The organism is Nocardiopsis sinuspersici (assembly GCF_001998325.1).
Taxonomy (GTDB): Bacteria; Actinomycetota; Actinomycetes; order Streptosporangiales; family Streptosporangiaceae; genus Nocardiopsis; species Nocardiopsis sinuspersici.
The window spans coordinates 3,313,474-3,332,943 of record NZ_MCOK01000001.1 but is presented as its reverse complement, the minus strand read 5'-3'; the positions used below and the strand labels follow the sequence as shown (position 1 = coordinate 3,332,943).

The window sequence follows — 19,470 nt, the reverse complement described above, 5'->3', positions numbered from 1 at the left end:
CCACTGGCGCCCTCACTCCCCTCGTGTCGCGCCAGTCTCGCACCCGGCGTCCACCCGTCCGGAGGCGTGGTCCGGTCTAGACCGCGCACACTCACACAGAAGGACGGGAAAGGGCCTTCGTGTCCGTTTTCAGGCATTCCCGTGCTCCGATTGGGCGAAAGCACGAAGGCCCGTCACGGATGTCCTTGGATCCTCCTCCAACCTTGGACGGTGCGGTCCCGGCGGATGCTGACGTCCATCCCGCCCGGCGTTAGGGTGACTGCCTGACGGCCCGGGCCGGGGGAGACCCTCCCTCCACCGCGCCGGCCAGGAACCGTTTCCGCTGGCCACGGCGGACGGACCAACGAGCAATCCGATCGAGCTGTAGGTGCCCGTGCCCCACACCGCATTCGCGCCCGAGGCGACGACCAACCGCGCGCTCCGGGCCTTCCTGCACGGACTCCCGGGCGTGGACGAGGTCGGCGCGCGTGCCCGCGCCCAGGACCTGTCCACCCGGTCCGTCAAGACCACCGCCAAGGCCCAGGCCATCGACCTGGCCATCAGCATGGTGGACCTGACCACCCTGGAGGGCGCCGACACCCCCGGCAAGGTCCGGGCCCTGTGCGCCAAGGCCGCCCACCCCGACCCCACCGACCGCACCGTGCCGCGCGTCGGCGCCGTGTGCGTCTACTCCGACATGGTCGCCACCGCCGTCGACGCGCTGCGCGGCACCGGGGTCGGCGTGGCCTCGGTGGCCACCGCCTTCCCCTCCGGCCGCGCGCCCATGGAGGCCAAGCTCGCCGACACCCGCCGCGCGGTCGCCGACGGCGCCGGCGAGATCGACATGGTCATCGACCGCGGAGCCTTCCTGTCCGGCGACTACCTCAAGGTCTTCGAGGAGATCACCGCGGTCAAGGAGGCCTGCGGCACCGCCCACCTCAAGGTCATCCTGGAGACCGGCGAACTGGTCACCTACGACAACGTGCGCCGCGCCTCCCACCTGGCCATCCGGGCCGGGGGGGACTTCGTCAAGACCTCCACCGGCAAGGTGTCCCCGGCCGCCACCCTGCCGGTCACCCTGGTCATGCTGGAGGCGGTCCGCGACCACCACGCGGCCACGGGAAGGCACGTGGGCGTCAAGCCCGCGGGCGGCATCCGCACCACCAAGGACGCCATCCGCAACCTGGTCCTGGTCAACGAGGTCGCCGGCCCCGACTGGCTGACCCCCGACCTGTTCCGGATCGGTGCCTCCAGCCTCCTCAACGACCTGCTGATGCAGCGCACCAGGCTGTCCACCGGCACCTATCCGAGCCCCGACTACTACACGCTGGACTGAGAGCCGTGATCTTCGAGTACGCGCCCGCACCGGAGTCCCGCTCCGTCGTCACCCTGCGCGAGACCTACGAGCTGTTCGTCGACGGCGCCTTCACCCCGGCCGAGGGCGGCGAGTACCTCACCACGCTCAACCCGGCCGACGAGACCAAGCTCGCCCAGGTCGCCGTGGCCGGACCCGCCGACGTGGACCGGGCCGTGGCCGCGGCCCGCCGCGCCCACGAGACCGTGTGGAGCCGGATGCCGGCCGCCGAGCGCGGCAAGTACCTGTTCCGCATCGCCCGCATCATCCAGGAGCGCTCGCGCGAGCTGGCCGTGCTGGAGTCCATGGACAACGGCAAGCCCATCAAGGAGACCCGGGACGTCGACCTGCCGCTGGTCGCCGCCCACTTCTTCTACTACGCCGGGTGGGCCGACAAGCTCGCCCACGCCGGCCTGGGCCCCGACCCGCGACCGCTGGGCGTGGCCGCGCAGGTCATCCCCTGGAACTTCCCGCTGCTCATGCTCGCGTGGAAGATCGCCCCCGCCCTGGCCACCGGCAACACCGTCGTGCTCAAGCCCGCCGAGACCACCCCGCTCACCGCGCTGGCCTTCGCCGAGATCTGCCAGGAGGCCGACCTGCCCCCGGGCGTGGTCAACATCCTCACCGGGGCGGGCGAGACCGGGCGCGCGCTCGTGGAGCACCCGGGCACGGACAAGGTCGCCTTCACCGGCTCCACCGACGTCGGCCGCCAGATCGCCCGTTCGGTGGCGGGCACCGACAAGCGCCTCACCCTGGAGCTGGGCGGCAAGGGCGCCAACATCGTCTACGACGACGCGGCGATCGACCAGGCGGTCGAGGGCATCGTCTCGGGCATCTTCTTCAACCAGGGCCACGTGTGCTGTGCCGGTTCCCGGCTGCTGGTCCAGGAGTCGATCGCCGAGGAGCTGATGCCCCTGCTCAAGGCCCGCATCTCCCGCCTGCGCCTGGGCGACCCGCTGGACAAGAACACCGACATCGGCGCGATCAACTCCGCCGCCCAGCTGGAGCGCATCCGCGAGCTCACCGACACGGGCGAGGCCGAGGGCGCCGAGCGCTGGTCGCCCGCCTGCGACCTGCCCCAGAGCGGCTACTGGTTCGCGCCCACCGTCCTGACCGGCGTCAGCCAGGCCCACCGGGTGGCCCGCGAGGAGATCTTCGGCCCCGTGCTCTCGGTGCTGACCTTCCGCACCCCGGAGGAGGCCGTGGCCAAGGCCAACAACACCCCCTACGGGCTCTCCGCGGGAGTGTGGACCGAGAAGGGCTCCCGCATGCTGTGGACCGCCGAGCGCCTGCGCGCCGGAGTGATCTGGTCCAACACGTTCAACAAACTCGACCCGACCAGCCCCTTCGGCGGCTACAAGGAGTCGGGATACGGCCGCGAGGGCGGGCGTCACGGATTGGAGGCCTACCTTGGCTGAACGGCGCAACACCAGGAAGGCCGCCAGGGGTACGGCGGAGGCGGGCGGGGGCACCGACGGCCCGGCGCCGTCGCGCCTGGCGGTCCGCAAGACCTACAAGCTCTACCTGGGCGGGGCCTTCCCCCGCTCCGAATCGGGCAGGAGCTACCCCGTGACCTCCGACAGCGGCCAGCACCTGGCCAACGCCTCGCTCGCCTCACGCAAGGACGCCCGCGACGCCGTGTCCGCCGCGCGCAAGGCCTTCGGCGGCTGGTCCACGCGCACCGCCTACAACCGCGGCCAGATCCTGTACCGGGTCGCCGAGGTGCTGGAGGGCCGCCGCGACCAGTTCACCGCCCAGGCCGTGGCCGCCCAGGGCCTGTCCCGGGCCGAGGCCGACCGGGTGGTCTCGGCCGCCGTCGACCGGTGGGTGTACTACGCGGGCTGGACCGACAAGGTCGCCCAGGTGCTCGGCGGCGCCAACCCCGTCTCGGGGCCCTACTACAACCACTCGGCCCCCGAGCCCACCGGCGTGGTCGCGGTCCTCGCGCCACAGCACGCGCCCCTGCTCGGTCTGACCAGCGTGGTCGCCCCGGTGATCGCCACCGGCAACACCGCCGTCGTGGTCACCTCCGAGACCGCTCCGCTGGCCGCGATCGACCTGGCCGAGGTGCTCGCCACCTCCGACCTGCCCGGCGGTGTGGTCAACCTGCTCACCGGACGGGTGCCGGAACTGGGTCCCCACCTGGCCGCGCACGCCGACGTCAACGCCCTGGACCTGACCGGCGCGGGAGGACTGGCCGTGGAGTTCGAGAGGGCCGCGGCCACCACCCTCACCCGGGTGCTGCGCCCCGGCCCCGGAACCGACGGAGGCGAGGAGGCCTGGCTCGACCCCGACCCGGGCACCGCGCGCATGACCCCCTTCCTGGAGACCAAGACGGTCTGGCACCCCGTCGGGACCTGAGGCACACCCACACGGATCGATCTTGCTCCCAGTGGCACTGCCAGTGCTCCACAGTGACACCAGGAGCAAGATCATCGGCGGGGGAGCCCCGCACGTCACACCAGAAACGTTTTCGGCCAGCGCCAGGCACGAACGAACGGAGAAGCGCACTGTGACTCGCACACCCCAGGCCGCCGCCGAGGAGGCCGCCGCCGAACTGCGCTCGCGCACCGGTGTGGACGGCTACGACGTCGCCCTGGTCATGGGATCGGGGTGGGCGCCCGCCGCCGACCTGCTCGGCGCGTCCGGGCACGAACTGGCCTCCGCCGACCTGCCCGGCTTCGTGCCCCCGGCGGTGGAGGGCCACAGCGGCACCGTCCGCAGCATCAGCGACGGCGAGCGCGACATCCTCGCCTTCCTGGGCCGCACCCACCTGTACGAGGGCCACGGCACCTCCGCCGTCGTGCACGGCGTGCGCACCGCGGTGGCGGCCGGGGCCAGGACGATCGTGCTGACCAACGCCGCGGGCGGCATCAACCCCGCCTACCCCGTGGGGTCCCCGGTCCTCATCGCCGACCACCTCAACATGACCGCGCTCTCCCCGCTGACCGGCGCGACCTTCGTCGACCTCACCGAGACCTACGACTCCGGTCTGCGCGAGCTGGCCCGCTCGGTCGACCCCACCCTGCCCGAGGGCGTGTACGCGGCCATGCCCGGCCCGCACTTCGAGACCCCCGCCGAGATCCGGATGCTCCGCGCCATGGGCGCCGACCTGGTCGGCATGTCCACCGTGCTGGAGGCCGTCGCCGCACGCGCGGCGGGCGCCCGGGTCCTGGGCCTGTCCCTGGTCACCAACATCGCGGCCGGACTCCAGGACGCCAACCTCGACCACGAGGACGTGCTGGCCACCGGCAGGGAGGCCGCGGGAACCGTCGGCCGACTGCTCGCCGACATCGTCGCCAAGCTGTGAAGGGAGCGGTTCCCCGATGACCGCCGACATCCTCGACCAGGCCAGGCGGTGGCTCGCCCAGGACCCCGACCCCGACACCCGCGTGGAGCTGTCGGGGCTGGTGGAGCGCGCCGAACGGGGTGAGGCCGCCGCCCTGGACGAGCTCGCCGACCGCTTCGGATCGCGCCTGGAGTTCGGCACCGCCGGGCTGCGCGGCGCACTCGGCGCGGGCCCCAACCGGATGAACCGCGTGGTGGTCATGCGGGCGGCGGCCGGGATCGCCGCCTGGCTCGGCGACGGCCGCGGACACGTGGTGATCGGCTACGACGCGCGCCACCGCTCCGCGGACTTCGCGCGCGACAGCGCCTCCGTCCTCACCGGCGCCGGGCACCGGGTGTCGCTCCTGCCCGAGCCCCTGCCCACCCCCGTCCTGGCCTTCGCGGTCCGCGACCTGGGCGCCGACGCCGGGATCATGGTCACCGCGAGCCACAACCCGCCGCAGGACAACGGCTACAAGGTCTACGTCGGGGGCGGTGAGGCGGCGGGAGCCGACGCGGGCACGCAGATCGTCTCCCCGGCCGACGCCGAGATCTCCGCCAGGATCGACGCCGTGGGCCCGGTCGGCGACCTGCCCTCGGGCAAGGACTGGACGGTGCTGGGACACGAGGTCGTGGACCGCTACCTGGACGCGGTCACCGCCCTGGTCCCGGACGGGGAGCGCGACCTGGCCACCACCTACACCGCCATGCACGGTGTGGGCGGCCGCGTGCTGCTGGCGGCGATGGAGCGGGCCGGGTTCCCCCGTCCGTCCGTGGTCGCCGCCCAGTTCGACCCCGACCCCGACTTCCCGACCGTGGACTTTCCCAACCCGGAGGAGCCCGGCGCCATGGACATGGCGCTGGCCACCGGCGCCGCCGACGGCTCCGACCTGGTGATCGCCAACGACCCCGACGCCGACCGGCTCGCGCTCGCGGTTCCCGGACACGGGCTGCTCACCGGCAACGAGGTGGGCGGACTCCTCGCCGAGTACGTGCTGGACCACACCACCGGGCCCGACCGGGTGGTGGCCACCTCGATCGTCTCCTCCAGCCTGCTCGGCAAGATCGCCCGCGACCGCGGGGTGCACTACGAGGAGACCCTCACCGGCTTCAAGTGGCTGGCGCGCGCGGGCGCTCCCGGGCAGCGGCGGGTCTTCGCGTTCGAGGAGGCGCTGGGCTACTGCGTGGGCGGTGACGGCGGCCGTCCGGTATCGGACAAGGACGGTGTCAGCGCGGCCCTGGCGGCGTCGGCGCTCGCGGCCCACGCCCGGCGCGGGGGCCGGACGCTGCTCGACCTCCTCGACGACCAGGCGCGCCGGTACGGACTGCACCTGAGCGACCAGCTCTCGGTGCGGGTGGAGGACCTCGCGGAGATCTCCGCGGCGATGCGGCGGTTGCGCGCCGAACCGCCCGCCGCGTTCGGGTCCCTGAGAGTGGCCGGGGTCGACGACTTCGCCGCCGGGCACGCGGGCCTGCCGCCGACGGACGCCCTGCGCTTCAGGCTGGAGGACAGGGGGCGTGTGACGTTGCGCCCGTCGGGGACGGAGCCCAAGCTGAAGGCCTACGCCGAGGTGGTGCTGGATGTGGACGGCGACGTCGCGGCCACCCGCGCACTGGGCTCGGGCCTGCTCGCCGAGCTGATGGCCTCGGTCGCCGGAGTGGTCAGGGGTTGAGGGGCCTCACTCGCCGTCGGCGGGTTCCACGACCGGCCGGTGTACGACCTCGTCGATGACGGTGAGCGTCTGGGTGGACGTCACCCCGGGAAGGGACTGCAACCGGGTCAGGATCAGGTCGCGCAACTGGTTGGTGTTGGCGACGCGGACGAGGAGGACTATGTCCGCCGAGCCCACGACGTACCAGCAGTACTCGATCTCCGGGTAGGAGGACAGGATCTCCCGGTTGGCCCGCCAGTCCGGCTGGCTGCCCGAGATGAGGACGAGCGCGGTGACGCCGAGGCCCATCTTGGAGTGGTCGGTCACCACGGAGTAGCCGCGGATGACGCCCTCGTCGGTGAGCCGCTTGATCCGGTTGTAGGCCGTCGCCCGGGACACGTTGGCCAGGGCGGCGATCTCGGTGATCCCGGTCCGCGCGTCCTTGGCGAGGGCGCTCAGGATCGTCTGGTCGGTCGTGTCCGGCCGCCGGCCGTTCCTACGTTGGTCGCCCATGGCCATGTGCGTGCTCCTCGTGTGCTCTTGTTTCAGGATGTCCCCCTTGCCGTCGTCATTGACCGGGGCTAACGAAGTACCAGGTAAACGTTGTTTCCGTCTATCGGAATCTCAGTCGGCGAGACCAGGGGTGGGGGGCGGACCGGCCGCCGGGGGTGGGGCGGCCGGTGGAACGGGGGGAGCGGGGACCCTCGTACGGATTCGACGGGCGGGGGCGCGTCGGTGGTGTCCGACTGTACCCATGGTTGACGCGGCCGGCGGGTCGCCGGTTTCCCCGACTGACGGGTAACCACGCGGTGGTCCCCGGAACGAGACAGAAGTTCTCGTCGAAGGGCCTCTCAGGGGTTCATGTGTCGTGGATTCACGGATTTTCCTTGACGGGATGTTCGGATTGCCCCGAGTGGGCACCCCTGACGTCGAAGTGCTCACTCTGAGTGTTCGAATGCGGGCGTTCCGTGGAGGAGTCGGTGTGGCGATGGCGGGCGGGCCCGTGTCGTCGGCGGCGTCCTGGGGTTCGTGAGGGTTGGTGGTGGTTCCTATGTGTATAGGACCGTGTGTCGTTTTCGTGGGCAGTGCGGGTCGGATCCTAGACGATCAAGGACTTAAGAAGCCAGTTCGTCCCCGTATGTATCAACTATCTGCTTATATCTAGCGAAAGTGTCGAATCTTGCGGAGAATTGGCGCATAGGACACAACCGCCCAGAGCCCGGTCCGTGCCACCACACGCGGCAGGGCCACGTTGGGAGCCGCTCGACATGCCCGCCCGTCGCCCACCATCGCCCCAGAGCCCGCTTCGCGGGAGGCGCGGGGCCACCACCCTCAACGGAGGCACCGTGCGCCCAGTCTCGCCAACCCACGAGCCAGCGGGCCGGGAAGCCATCGACGTGGACCACCTGTCCCCCGACCTCACCCGCGCGCTCTACCGGGACATGAGGACCGCTCGCGACCTGGACACCGAGGCCATCGCCCTGCAGCGCCAGGGCGTCTTCCCCGCCTACGTGTCCGTGCGCGGGCAGGAGGCCGCCCAGGTCGCCAGCGCTTCGGCGCTGGACCCCGCACGCGACTTCGTCTTCCCCACCTACCGCGAGATGGCCTCCGCCCTGGCCTACGGCGTGGAGATGGTCGGCTACATGTCCACCCACCGCGCCCTGTGGCACGGCGGCCTCCACGACGTCGCGGCCTCCCGGTTCGGGGCCGTCAACGCCGTGGTCGGCGGTCCCGTCCCGCACGCGGTCGGATGGGCCGTGGGGGAGCGGTTGCGCGGTGACGACGGCGTGGCCCTGGCCTACTTCGGCGACGGCGCCAGCTCCGAGGGCGACATCCACGAGGCGATGAACTTCGCGGGGGTCTTCGGAGCTCCCGTGGTCTTCTTCTGCCAGAACAACCAGTGGGCGCTGTCGGTGCCCAACGACCGCCAGATCGCGGGCGGCTCCGTCTCCGCGCGGGCCGGGGGATACGGCATGCCCGGCGTCCTGGTGGACGGCAACGACGCGGGCGCGGTCCACCAGGCCACCGCCGAGGCCGTGGCCAGGGCCCGCCGGGGCGAGGGGCCCTCCGTCATCGAGGCGCTCACCTACCGCGTCGAGCCCCACTCCACCTCCGACGACCCCGGCCGCTACCGCGACGAGTCCGAGACCGAGCGCTGGCGCGACCGCGACCCCGTCACCCTGCTGCGCGAGGCGCTGCTCGCCGCCGGGCACGCCGACGAGGCCCACCTCGCCGAGGTCGACGCCCGGGCCGCGAAGGAGGCCGAGCGCATCCGCGACGGCGTGGCCAACGCTCCCGAGCCCGACGGCTCGGACCTGTTCACCCACGTCTTCCGGGAGACCACCGAGGAGCTGACCCGGCAGCGCCGCACCTGGCAGGAAGAGGTCGAGCTGTGACCGAGCTGATCGAACGCGCCGACACCGCCGCCGACACCCCCGTGGTCGAGCTGTCCATGCAGCAGGCCATCAACCGCGCCCTGAGCGACCTGCTCACCGAGGACCCCGAGGTGCTGGTCTTCGGTGAGGACGTCGGCACCCTGGGCGGGGTCTTCCGCGTCACCGAGGGGCTCCAGAAGGAGTTCGGCGACAAGCGTGTCTTCGACACCCCCCTCGCCGAGTCCGCGATCATGGGCATGGCGGTCGGCCTGGCCATGAACGGCTGGAGGCCCGTCCCCGAGCTCCAGTTCGACGGTTTCGCCTATCCCGCGATCGACCAGATCGTCAACCAGGTGGCGCGCATGAACTACCGCACCCGCGGCGCGACCCCCATGCCGATCACGCTGCGGCTGCCCTCCTTCGGCGGCATCCAGGCGCCCGAGCACCACGGGGAGAGCCTGGAGGCGCTCTTCGCGCACACCCCCGGCCTCAAGGTCGTCGCGCCCTCCGACCCCGCCGACGCCTACAGCCTGCTGCTTCAGTCGGTGCGCTCCGACGACCCCGTCGTCTACATGGAGCCCAAGGCCCGCTACTGGGAGCGCAGGCCCGTCCAACTGCGTGAGCCCAGCGATCCCATCGGCACCAGCCGCATCGTGCGTCCCGGCCGCCACGCCACCCTCATCGCCTGGGGCGCCATGGTGCACCGCTGCGTGCAGGTGGCCGAACTGGCCGCCGAGGACGGCGTGGACCTGGAGGTGCTGGACCTGCGCTGGCTCAAGCCCATCGACGCCGCCGGGCTGGCCGCCTCGGTCTCGCGCACCAGGCGCGCCGTGGTCGTACACGAGGCGCCGCTGACCGCCGGGCTCGGCGCGGAGGTCGCCACCCTGGTCACGGAGAACTGCTTCCGGGACCTGGCCGCCCCCGTCCAGCGCGTCACCGGCTTCGACGTGCCCTACCCCGCGGGTCCCCTGGAGCCGCAGTACCTGCCGACCATCGACCGCGTCCTGCTCGCGGTGCAACGGACCCTGGAGTACTAGAGCGACATGGCACAGGAGAACTTCACCTTCACGCTCCCCGACCTGGGCGAGGGCCTGGTCGAGGCGACCGTCCTCGAATGGCAGGTCGCCGTGGGCGACGTGGTCGAGCGCAACGCGCCCCTGGTGGAGGTGGAGACCACCAAGTCCGCGGTGGTCATCCCCTCGCCCAAGGCGGGCAGGATCGCCGAGCTGCACGCCGAGGAGGAGCAGGTCGTGCCCGTGGGCGAGCCCCTGGTGACCTTCGAGGTCGAGGCCGCCGACGAGCCCCAGGCGGGCATCGTGGGCCGGGTACCCGCCGAGGAGGCCCGGCCCGCGCGCAGGGTACGGCTCAGGCCCCCGTCGGACTGACGGCGGCACCGGGCCGCCGGGACACTCCGTCGGAGAAAACCACGAACAGTGGCGCCCGCGGGCGCCACTGTTTCGGAGAAATCTCTCACTGTGTCTTTGGCGGCCCTCTCGTATTCTCCAGAGACAGTGATTGAGGGTTCCATGTCCGCGAATCTCGCCGGCGACGTGACAATGCGCTATGTGGATTTGCATCCACAGGCGCCCGGGGACGGAGTTCCCGTACTTTTGCTGCACGGTTTCGGCACCGACTTCGGTATGAATTGGCGTGCCGCCGGATGGGCCCAGGCCCTGGAAACGGCCGGGCGGCGGGTGATCGGGCCTGATCTGCGGGGCCACGGCACCAGCGACAAGCCGACCGACAGCGCTCTCTACCTGCCCGAACACTTCGTCGCCGACCTTCTCGCCATGCTCGACGAATCGGGTGTGGACAAGGTCGACGTGGTCGGTTACTCGATGGGGTCGCGTCTGGCCTGGGAGCTGGCGTCGACCGCGCCCGAGCGGGTCAGACGTGTGGTTCTCGGCGGTTTCGGGACGAAAAACGCCTTCGCCGGAACGGACCTGTCCGACCCCGGTTCCGGGGACACCCCCTTCGACACCGTCTACCGCACGGTGGCGGCCCTGCCCGGCAACGACGCCGCCGCGCTGGCCGCCTGCGCGCGCGGCCAGGCCGCACGCCCCTTCGAGGCGGAGCCGCCGCTCACGGGGATCCCCCTGATGGTGGTATCGGGCGCCAGGGACGCGCTCGCCGAGGGCGCGGCCGAGCTCGCCGAGCGCTGCGGAGGCACCCACGTGGAGATCCCCGGCCGCGACCACGCCAACGCCGTCTCCTCCCGGGCCTTCCGGCAGGCCGTGCTGGACTTCCTCGCGGGCTGAGTCCGCCGCCCGCCGCCCGACACGGCCGGTCCGGTCTAGACCGGCTGGCCCCCACGTGCTGGTGTGACAACGTGTGAGCGCGTGTGAACCACACGTGGTAATGCCGTGTCGGCGCGGCGGAGGCGGGGCGAAGAACGCAATCCCGAAACGGGGCCGACCGCCTCGGGCGCGCGTTTGCCGACTTCCGGGTAAGGCCCCGTGTCGCTCCGCTCTCGCCTTCATAACAACTCCGCCCGTTGGTTCGATGTACTTTCGGCCACCGGATATCGTCCGGCTGCAGAACTCAGTTCGGTCGCGCGAGAATGCTGGCCGCTGAGAGTGCGTAAGGGGAGTGAAAGTGAAGCGCAGCAACGCAGTCAGGTTCGCCGCGGTCGCGGCGGCCGGTGTGCTCGCCCTCACCGCGTGTGACAGCGCGGCGGAGGAAGGCGGCGACGGCGGCGGCGAGGAGTCCGCCTCCGCCCTGCAGGTCGGTCTGGCCTACGACGTCGGCGGTCGCGGTGACCGCTCCTTCAACGACTCGGCCTATCGGGGACTGTCCCAGGCGGCCGAGGAACTCGGTGTCGAGACCACCGACTTCGAACCCAGTGACGGCGAGGCCGACTCCGCCAAGGAGCAGCGCCTGGCCACCATGGCCGAGGAGGGCTTCGACGTCGTCATCGCCGTCGGCTTCGCCTACGCCGAGCCGCTCCAGACGGTCGCCGCCGAGTACCCGGACGTCCACTTCGCCATCGTGGACTCCGAGATCGAGGGCATGGACAACGTCACCAGCCTGGTCTTCGCCGAGGAGCAGGCCTCCTTCCTGGCCGGTGCCGCCGCGGCGCTGACCACCGAGGAGGACCACGTCGGCTTCATCGGCGGTGTCGAGACCCCGCTGATCCACAAGTTCGAGGCCGGGTACGTCGCGGGCGCCGAGCACGTGAACGAGGACGTCGACGTCGAGATCGACTACCTCAGCCAGCCGCCGGACATGAGCGGCTTCAGCGACCCGGCCAAGGGCCGCGAGCTCGCGCAGGCCCAGTACGACCGCGGCGCGGACGTCATCTACCACGCCGCCGGCGCCTCGGGCAACGGCGTCCTGGAAGCGGCCGTCACCAACGACTTCACCTTCATCGGCGTCGACAGCGACCAGTACGAGAACGCCGAGGAGAACCAGAAGCCGCACGTGCTCACCTCCGCCATCAAGCAGGTGGACGTGGCCGTGTTCGAGCTGATCAAGGCCGCCTCCGAGGGAGGGGTCGAGGGCGGCATCCAGCGCTTCGACCTCGCCGACGGCGGCGTGGACTACACCCAGTCCAACGAAGAGGCGATCAGCCCGATCCAGGACGAGCTGGAAGAGATCAAGCAGCAGATCATCGACGGCGAGATCGAGGTCCCGACCAAGCCGTAGACAGTGTTTCTTCGGACCCGCGCTTCGCTCTGGTCCCAGGAAGCACAGCCGCCGCGGGGCGGGACCCGCGGCGGCCGCATCCACGGGCGGTACCGGACCGGGTGACCCCGGACCGGTACCGCCCCGGTTGCCGTTTCGCGACGGGGGCGTCCGGCAGCGGCCGCAATCCGGCCCCTCCGGCCCGCACCACGCCGCAAGTTCACGAGGAGACAGATGAGCAGCACGCCATCGGGCGACGGGGCCCTGGCGCCCCCCGCCGTTGAGCTGCGCGGGATCACCAAGCGTTTTCCCGGAGTCGTGGCCAACCACGACATCGACATCACCGTGGCTCCCGGTACCGTGCACGCCATCGTCGGCGAGAACGGTGCGGGCAAGTCCACGCTGATGAAGACCCTGTACGGCATGCACCGGCCGGACGAGGGCCACATCCACGTCAGGGGCCGGGAGGTGCGCTTCCACTCGCCCTCCGACGCCATCCGCAGCGGCATCGGCATGGTGCACCAGCACTTCATGCTCGCCGACAACCTGACCGTGCTGGAGAACGTGGTCCTGGGAGCGGAACGCCGTTTCGGCATCGGCAACCGCGCCCGCACGCGGATCCGGACGCTGTCCGACCAGTACGGGCTCGGGGTCGACCCCGACCGCCTGACGGCGGACCTGGGCGTCGGCGAGCGCCAGCGCGTGGAGATCCTCAAGGTCCTCTACCGCGGCGCGCAGACCATCATCCTCGACGAGCCCACCGCCGTCCTGGTCCCGCAGGAGGTCGACGAGCTGTTCGACAACCTGCGCGAGCTCAAGCGCGAGGGCCTGACCGTCATCTTCATCTCCCACAAGCTGGACGAGGTGCTCTCGGTCGCCGACGAGATCACCGTGATCCGCCGCGGCACCACCGTGGCCACCGCGGACCCGGGCACCACCACCGCCCAGGACCTGGCCACGCTGATGGTCGGCGGCGAACTGCCCGTGCCCGAGCTGCGCGAGTCCACCGTCACCGACCACGTCGTGCTGTCCCTGGACGGGGTCACCGTGCAGTCCCCCGACGGCCGGGCCGTCGTGGACGGGGTCAGCGTGGACATCCACCGGGGCGAGATCGTCGGTATCGCCGGCGTGGAGGGCAACGGCCAGTCCGAGCTGATCGAGGCCATCATGGGCATGCGCCCGCTGGCCTCGGGGCGCGTCTTCCTGGAGGAGCACGACGTCACCGGCTGGTCCACGCTGCGGATCCGCGAGGCGGGTGTGGGCTACATCCCCGAGGACCGGCACCGGCACGGCATGCTGCTGGAGTCCCCGCTGTGGGAGAACCGCATCCTGGGCCACCAGACCAAGGAGCCCAGCGTGCGCGGCCCCTGGATCAACAGGACCGGTGCGCGCACCGACTCCGAGCGCATCGTCGCCGAGTACGACGTGCGCACCCCGAACATCGACGTGGTCGCCGACGCACTGTCCGGCGGCAACCAGCAGAAGTTCATCATCGGCAGGGAGATGAGCGGATCCCCGCGCTTCCTGGTCGCGGCGCATCCCACCCGCGGTGTGGACGTGGGCGCCCAGGCGGCCATCTGGGAGCAGCTGCGCGACGCCCGCGCCGCCGGCCTGGCGGTGCTGCTGGTCTCCGCCGACCTGGACGAACTGATCGGCATGTCCGACACCCTGCACGTGATCCTGCGCGGCCGCCTGGTCGCCCAGGCCGACCCGACCACCGTCACGCCCGAACAGCTGGGCTCGGCCATGACCGGTGCCGGACTGGGCGGCGCCGACGAGAGCACGGAAGGCGAGGGCGGCACGCATGAGTAGGATCCCCCGTCCCAACACGAGCCTGCCCGCACCCGCGGCGCTGGGCGCCTCCCTGGTACTGGGAACGCTGCTGACCGTCGCCCTGGACACGGGGCTGCTGTGGTGGGTGGCGCTGGTCGTCGGCGTCGTGGCGGCCTTCGCCGCCGTGGCCTGGAGCGGACCCCTGGTGCCCGGCGGGCGCGGAACGGGCGCCGACGGCACCCGCGAGGAGAGCACGGTCCTGAACACCACCCTGGTCGTCCCGACGGCCCTGGTGCTGTCGGTGGCCTCGGGCCTGCTGACCGCCTGGTTCCTGGACCTGTCCCTGATCGAGCCGGTCGCCGCCGCCCTGGGCGCCCTGGTCGGCTCCGCCATGGCGTTCCTGCTGTTCCACCGGCTGTCGACGATGCTGGCGCTGTCCTTCGCCGCGGTCCTGGCCGCCGGCGTCATCGCCGTCGCGGTCACCGCGGCCGTGCTGTACTTCAGCGACATCCCGCCGCTGGCCACGTTCGAGCGGATGATCGAGTACGGCACCAGGCCCGACAGCCTGGTGCGGATCATCAACGACGGCACCACCTACTACCTGGCCGCCGTCGCCGTGGCGATCGGCTTCAAGATGAAGCTGTTCAACATCGGCGTGGACGGCCAGTACCGGCTCGCCGCGCTGCTGGCGGCCGCCGTGGGCGGCTACCTCGTGCTGCCTCCGGTCCTCAGCCAGATCGTCATCGTCGTCACGGCCGTGGCCGTCGGCGGAGCGTGGGCCGGTATCGCCGGCTACCTCAAGGTGACCCGGGGCGTGTCCGAGGTGATCTCCACGATCATGCTCAACTCGATCGCCACCGGCATCACCGCCTACCTGCTGAGCACCGACCGCCTCGCGGTGGAGATCAGCACCAACAACATCGGTACCCCGCCCATCCCCGAGTCGTCCTGGGTGCCGGGCATCTCCGCGGCCTTCCTCGGCTCCGACCACAAGATCTTCGGCTTCGTGTTCCTGGCCGTCGCGGTCGGCGTCGGCTACTGGGTGATGCTCAACCGGACCCGCTTCGGCTTCGAGCTGCGGGCCACCGGTGAGTCGCAGACGGCGGCCGAGGCCAGCGGCGTGGACGTCAAGAAGATGGTGTTCCTGTCCATGCTCTTCTCGGGCATGGTCGCCGGACTGGTGGGCCTGCCCCAGTTGCTGGGCAGCTCCCACTACTACGCCCTGGACTTCCCGACCGGTATCGGCTTCATCGGTATCGCCATCGCCCTGCTGGGCCGCAACCACCCGGTGGGCATCGTCTTCGCCTCCCTGTTCTGGGCCTTCCTGAGCCAGGCGTCGGGCATCCTGCCCTTCGACGGCGTTCCGCAGGAGATCGCGGTCATCTCGCAGGCCACCATCGTGCTCACCGTCGTGGTGGTCTACGAGGTCGTGCACCGCTGGGGCCGCCGCTACCAGCAGCAGCAGATCGGCAAACAGCTCGGCGCCACCGCCGGGACCAGTACACAGGACACGGAGACCGCGCCCCCAGCACCCGGGGGCGGGACCGCCGACGGCGGGGGCACCGTTCCCGGATCCGACGGCAAGCGCGGCGGGGAGGCCCAGTGACTCAGGAAATCTACGTGGCGGAGCCGGTGAAGGCCCCGCTCCGGCCCCGGGGGTGGGCGCTCTGGCGCCTCCTCAGCCTGTCCGGTGCGGTGCTGGTGTCCCTGGCGGGGCTGCGTGTCATCACCGGCCACGACATGCTCACCGACTCGGGCACCATCAACACCACCATCACCTTCGCGGTGCCCATCGGACTGGCCGGCCTGGGCGGACTGTGGTCCGAGCGGGCGGGCGTCATCAACATCGGCCTGGAAGGCATGATGATCCTGGGCACCTGGTTCGGTGCCTACTTCGCCTGGTCCACGGACAACCCGTGGATCGGCCTGCTGGCGGGCGTGCTCGCCGGTATGGCGGGCGGTCTCCTGCACGCCGTGGCCACGGTGACCTTCGCGGTGGACCACATCGTCTCCGGCGTGGCGATCAACATCCTCATGCTCGGCGCCATGCGCTACCTGTCGATCCTGGTCTACTCCGACGTGCCCGGAGCGGGCGCGGCCCAGTCGCCGATGGCGCCGTCGTTCCCGGTGTGGGACCTGCCCTTCGTCGCGGACGTGCTCGGGCCGGTGGCCGACAGCGGAGTCTTCCTGGTCGCCGACCTGGCCTCGCTGGTGGTCGGCGTGACCACGCACATGCCCGCGCTGACGGTCGTCGCGATCCTGATGGTCCCGCTGACCTACCTGTTGCTGTGGCGGACCACCTTCGGCCTGCGGCTGCGCTCGGTGGGCGAGAACCCCGACGCCGCCGAGTCCCTCGGTGTGCCGGTGTACAGCCTCAAGTACGTCGCGGTGACCGTCTCCGGCGGCCTGGCCGGTATGGGCGGCGTGTTCCTGGCCATCGTGGCCTCGCAGATCTACCAGGAGGGGCAGACCGGCGGCCGCGGCTTCATCGGTCTGGCCGCGATGATCTTCGGGAACTGGCGCCCGGGCGGAGTGGCCATGGGCGCGGGCCTGTTCGGCTACACCGACGCGCTCCAGGTACGCGGCGGCGGTGCGGCGGTCCACGCCCTGCTGCTGCTCCTGGGGGTGACCCTGCTGGCCGTGGCCCTGTGGCAGGTGCGCAGGGACCGCAAGGGACTGGCCGTCTTCGGCGCGCTCGTCGCGGTCCTGCTGCTCGCCTGGTACTTCTCCACCGACTCGCTCCCGCGCGAGCTGGCCACCTACAGCCCGCACATCACCACCCTGCTGGTGCTCTCGCTGGCCTCCCAGAGGCTGCGGCCACCCGCGGGTATCGGCAAGCAGTGGAGGGCGAGCCGGTCATGACGGACGGACCCATGGACCCCGAGGCCGTGGACTGGGCGGCGCTGCGGACCGCGGCCCGCCAGGCCATGGCCCGGGCCTACGCGCCCTACTCGAACTATCCGGTGGGCGCGGCGGCCCTGGTCGACGACGGCCGGGTGGTCAGCGGCTGCAACGTGGAGAACGCCTCCTACGGGGTGGGCCTGTGCGCCGAGTGCGGCCTGGTCAGCGCCCTGTACGCCTCCGGCGGAGGCCGCCTGAGGGCGTTCAGCTGTGTGGACGGACGGGGGGAGGCCCTCATGCCGTGCGGACGCTGCCGGCAGCTCCTGTTCGAACACGGAGGACCGCACATGCTGGTGGACACCCCCGAGGGGGTCCGGACCATGGACCAGGTCCTGCCGCAGGCGTTCGGCCCGGACAACCTCGCATGACCAGTGTTTCACCGGGGCTCCGCCCCGCGCCGTGCCCGCATCATCGGTAGAGCATCAGCACACCCGTCTCCCCGGCCGCCCCGCGGCGACCGGGGAGACGTGTTTTCCCGCCAGGAAGGACATGACATGGACGTCATCGAGGTCATCCGAGCCAAGCGCGACGGGGGCGAGCTCACCCCCGGGCAGATCGACTGGGTGATCGACGCCTACACCCGGGGCGAGGTGGCCGAGGAGCAGATGTCGGCGCTGGCCATGGCGATCTTCCTGCGCGGGATGAACCGGGCCGAGGTCAGCCGCTGGACCGAGGCGATGCTGGCCTCCGGGGAGCGCCTGGACTTCTCCGACCTGGACCGGCCCACCACCGACAAGCACTCCACGGGCGGGGTGGGCGACAAGATCACCCTGCCGCTCACCCCGACCGTCGCGGCGTGCGGCGCGGCCGTGCCGCAGCTGTCAGGGCGGGGGCTGGGCCACACCGGCGGGACCCTGGACAAGCTGGAGTCGATCCCCGGCTGGCGGGCGTCGCTGTCCACCGCGCAGATGCGGCGGGTGCTGGACTCCACCGGAGGGGTGATCTGCGCGGCCGGGGCCGGGCTGGCCCCGGCCGACCGGAAGCTGTACGCGCTGCGCGACGTGACCGGGACCGTGGAGTCCATCCCGCTGATCGCGGCCTCCATCATGAGCAAGAAGCTCGCCGAGGGCACCGGCTCGCTGGTGCTGGACGTCAAGGTGGGGTCGGGCGCGTTCATGAAGGACGCCGAATCCGCCCGCGAGCTGGCCCGCACGATGGTCGGCATCGGCAACGACCACGGGGTGCGCACGGTCGCCCTGCTCACCGACATGGCCACGCCCCTGGGCCGCCGGGTGGGCAACGCGCTGGAGGTCGCCGAGTCGGTGGAGGTCCTCGCCGGCGGCGGGCCCGCGGACGTGGTGGAGCTGACCGTGGCACTGGCCCGGGAGATGCTGGCCGCGGCCGGGCTGACCCCGGGGTCGAAGGGGGTCAAGGACCCCGCCGAGGCCCTGCGGGACGGCAGCGCCCTGGCCTCCTGGAAGCGGTTGGTCCGGGCCCAGGGCGGCGACCCGGAGGCACCGCTGCCGGTGGCGGCCGAGCACCGGGTGGTGCTCGCCCCGGCATCGGGCACGGTCACCCGGCTGGACGCCTACCAGGTGGGGCTGGCCGCGTGGCGGCTGGGCGCGGGCCGGGCCCGCAAGGAGGACGCGGTGTCCTTCGGGGCCGGAGTGACCCTGCACGCCAAACCGGGCGAGGAGGTCGCGGCGGGGGAGCCCCTGTTCACCCTGCACGCGGACGAGGAGGAGCGCTTCGAGCGGGCGGCGCAGGCGCTGGAGGGCGCCTTCGACATCGAGGCCGGGGCCCGCTACGAGCCCCGGCCGCTGGTGATCGACCGCATCGCCTGATCCCGGCCCCGGGCGTCCACGGCCGTGGGGCGGCCACCGGGAGACCGGTGGCCGTCCTCAGAACGGGGGCTGCTGCATCTCCGTGCCAGCAGGCATCAGGATGTACGTCACGACCGCCAGGAGTACCAGCAGCAGGCTCACGATCAGTGCCGTGGTGGCCACCCACCGCGCCCAGGGACGGGTCCCGGCACGGGTCATGAGGAGCGAGATCCCCGCCACCAGCGCCGCGACGGCGGCCGACAGGCCGCTGATGATCACCTGGATGGAGAACTGCGTCACCTGGTCCACGGGAACCGGCTGGTCGCCGATGAGGACCATGGTGGTGAAGAGCTGGAGCAGCTGGCCCGAGAACACGGTCACGGCGAGCAGGACCAGCGCGGTCAGGGCGAGGGTCTCCGCCGAGAGGGCGCCGCCCGGGCCGGGCTCGGTGGGAGCCTCCCCCTCCCCCCGCGGGGCGGCGGCCTCGGCTCCCGAGTCCTCCCGTGGCGCGAAAGAGGGTTCGGTCCCGGTGCCCTCCTGCGGCGTGAACGAGGGCTCGGCCCCGGTGGTCGGTGCGTCGTCGGCGGCTCGGGCGCCTTCGGCGTCGCGAGCGCGGTCGTTCGGTTCGCGGTCTTCCGGTGATGTGCTCACGTGGCCAACGTATCCGCGGAAGCACCAAGGGAAGTTCTGTGAAACGCCTATTCGGGTATGTGGTGTGGCAA

Annotated in this window: 17 protein-coding genes; 15 read left to right on the top strand and 2 right to left on the bottom strand. The window is 71.6% G+C overall.

Going from position 1 to position 19,470, the window contains the following annotated elements:
* Positions 1 to 367 precede the first annotated feature (367 nt).
* The 5 genes from deoC to NOSIN_RS14310 all read left to right on the top strand — a co-directional run bounded on the left by deoC (position 368) and on the right by NOSIN_RS14310 (position 6,333).
* Positions 368 to 1,315 carry a deoxyribose-phosphate aldolase gene (deoC, locus tag NOSIN_RS14330; RefSeq protein ID WP_077691231.1) on the top strand — a complete coding sequence of 316 codons (948 nt, stop codon included), beginning with the start codon at positions 368 to 370 and terminating at the stop codon, positions 1,313 to 1,315.
* Between the two features lie 5 nt (positions 1,316 to 1,320).
* The gene (locus tag NOSIN_RS14325; protein ID WP_077691230.1) at positions 1,321 to 2,751 is read left to right on the top strand and encodes an aldehyde dehydrogenase family protein; all 1,431 of its coding nucleotides are present in this window, start codon (positions 1,321 to 1,323) and stop codon (positions 2,749 to 2,751) included.
* Positions 2,744 to 3,694: an aldehyde dehydrogenase family protein gene (locus NOSIN_RS14320; RefSeq protein ID WP_077691229.1), complete on the top strand. Its 951-nt coding sequence runs from the start codon at positions 2,744 to 2,746 to the stop codon at positions 3,692 to 3,694. The genes NOSIN_RS14325 and NOSIN_RS14320 overlap by 8 nt, the downstream gene beginning before the upstream one ends.
* Positions 3,695 to 3,845: 151 nt before the next feature.
* Positions 3,846 to 4,643 carry a purine-nucleoside phosphorylase gene (locus NOSIN_RS14315; protein ID WP_077691228.1) on the top strand — a complete coding sequence of 266 codons (798 nt, stop codon included), beginning with the start codon at positions 3,846 to 3,848 and terminating at the stop codon, positions 4,641 to 4,643.
* Positions 4,644 to 4,659: 16 nt separating this feature from the next.
* Entirely contained in the window at positions 4,660 to 6,333 is a 1,674-nt protein-coding gene (locus NOSIN_RS14310; protein WP_077691227.1) for a phospho-sugar mutase, read from the top strand.
* A 6-nt stretch (positions 6,334 to 6,339) separates the two neighbouring features.
* Here the strand turns inward: NOSIN_RS14310 and NOSIN_RS14305 are convergent, their stop codons facing one another.
* Entirely contained in the window at positions 6,340 to 6,831 is a 492-nt protein-coding gene (locus tag NOSIN_RS14305) for an Lrp/AsnC family transcriptional regulator (RefSeq protein WP_077691226.1), read from the bottom strand.
* Positions 6,832 to 7,709: 878 nt separating this feature from the next.
* On the opposite strand from NOSIN_RS14305, the gene NOSIN_RS14300 reads away from it, so the two are divergent.
* From NOSIN_RS14300 to NOSIN_RS14255, 10 genes are all read left to right on the top strand, one after another.
* Positions 7,710 to 8,708, top strand: a complete 999-nt coding sequence (locus NOSIN_RS14300; protein ID WP_077691225.1) for a thiamine pyrophosphate-dependent dehydrogenase E1 component subunit alpha — start codon at positions 7,710 to 7,712, stop codon at positions 8,706 to 8,708.
* The gene (locus NOSIN_RS14295; RefSeq protein WP_077691224.1) at positions 8,705 to 9,724 is read left to right on the top strand and encodes an alpha-ketoacid dehydrogenase subunit beta; all 1,020 of its coding nucleotides are present in this window, start codon (positions 8,705 to 8,707) and stop codon (positions 9,722 to 9,724) included. Before NOSIN_RS14300 ends, NOSIN_RS14295 begins: the two co-directional genes overlap by 4 nt.
* A gap of 6 nt (positions 9,725 to 9,730) precedes the next feature.
* The gene (locus NOSIN_RS14290; protein ID WP_077691223.1) at positions 9,731 to 10,072 is read left to right on the top strand and encodes a biotin/lipoyl-containing protein; all 342 of its coding nucleotides are present in this window, start codon (positions 9,731 to 9,733) and stop codon (positions 10,070 to 10,072) included.
* Between the two features lie 141 nt (positions 10,073 to 10,213).
* Entirely contained in the window at positions 10,214 to 10,945 is a 732-nt protein-coding gene (locus NOSIN_RS14285; protein WP_077691222.1) for an alpha/beta fold hydrolase, read from the top strand.
* A gap of 337 nt (positions 10,946 to 11,282) precedes the next feature.
* A complete protein-coding gene (locus NOSIN_RS14280) occupies positions 11,283 to 12,332 on the top strand; it encodes a BMP family lipoprotein (protein ID WP_077691221.1) in 1,050 nt (349 codons plus the stop codon).
* A gap of 213 nt (positions 12,333 to 12,545) precedes the next feature.
* A complete protein-coding gene (locus NOSIN_RS14275) occupies positions 12,546 to 14,123 on the top strand; it encodes an ABC transporter ATP-binding protein (RefSeq protein WP_077691220.1) in 1,578 nt (525 codons plus the stop codon).
* Positions 14,116 to 15,690 carry an ABC transporter permease gene (locus NOSIN_RS14270; protein ID WP_077691219.1) on the top strand — a complete coding sequence of 525 codons (1,575 nt, stop codon included), beginning with the start codon at positions 14,116 to 14,118 and terminating at the stop codon, positions 15,688 to 15,690. The genes NOSIN_RS14275 and NOSIN_RS14270 overlap by 8 nt, the downstream gene beginning before the upstream one ends.
* The gene (locus NOSIN_RS14265; protein WP_077691218.1) at positions 15,687 to 16,946 is read left to right on the top strand and encodes an ABC transporter permease; all 1,260 of its coding nucleotides are present in this window, start codon (positions 15,687 to 15,689) and stop codon (positions 16,944 to 16,946) included. The genes NOSIN_RS14270 and NOSIN_RS14265 overlap by 4 nt, the downstream gene beginning before the upstream one ends.
* Positions 16,925 to 17,353 carry a cytidine deaminase gene (locus NOSIN_RS14260; RefSeq protein WP_077691217.1) on the top strand — a complete coding sequence of 143 codons (429 nt, stop codon included), beginning with the start codon at positions 16,925 to 16,927 and terminating at the stop codon, positions 17,351 to 17,353. Before NOSIN_RS14265 ends, NOSIN_RS14260 begins: the two co-directional genes overlap by 22 nt.
* A 126-nt stretch (positions 17,354 to 17,479) precedes the next feature.
* Positions 17,480 to 18,769, top strand: a complete 1,290-nt coding sequence (locus tag NOSIN_RS14255; RefSeq protein WP_077691216.1) for a thymidine phosphorylase — start codon at positions 17,480 to 17,482, stop codon at positions 18,767 to 18,769.
* A gap of 57 nt (positions 18,770 to 18,826) precedes the next feature.
* Here NOSIN_RS14255 and NOSIN_RS14250 read toward each other — a convergent pair whose 3' ends face one another.
* Positions 18,827 to 19,399 (bottom strand): hypothetical protein, encoded by a 573-nt coding sequence (locus NOSIN_RS14250; protein WP_077691215.1) that lies wholly within the window; start codon positions 19,397 to 19,399, stop codon positions 18,827 to 18,829.
* Positions 19,400 to 19,470 lie beyond the last annotated feature (71 nt).

Coding starts and splice junctions, on each gene's coding strand:
- NOSIN_RS14310 (WP_077691227.1), top strand. CDS start 4,660: ATGACCGCCGACATCCTCGACCAGGCCAGGCGGTGGCTCGCCCAGGAC.
- NOSIN_RS14270 (WP_077691219.1), top strand. CDS start 14,116: ATGAGTAGGATCCCCCGTCCCAACACGAGCCTGCCCGCACCCGCGGCG.
- NOSIN_RS14290 (WP_077691223.1), top strand. CDS start 9,731: ATGGCACAGGAGAACTTCACCTTCACGCTCCCCGACCTGGGCGAGGGC.
- NOSIN_RS14305 (WP_077691226.1), bottom strand. CDS start 6,831: ATGGCCATGGGCGACCAACGTAGGAACGGCCGGCGGCCGGACACGACC.
- NOSIN_RS14255 (WP_077691216.1), top strand. CDS start 17,480: ATGGACGTCATCGAGGTCATCCGAGCCAAGCGCGACGGGGGCGAGCTC.
- NOSIN_RS14285 (WP_077691222.1), top strand. CDS start 10,214: ATGTCCGCGAATCTCGCCGGCGACGTGACAATGCGCTATGTGGATTTG.
- NOSIN_RS14275 (WP_077691220.1), top strand. CDS start 12,546: ATGAGCAGCACGCCATCGGGCGACGGGGCCCTGGCGCCCCCCGCCGTT.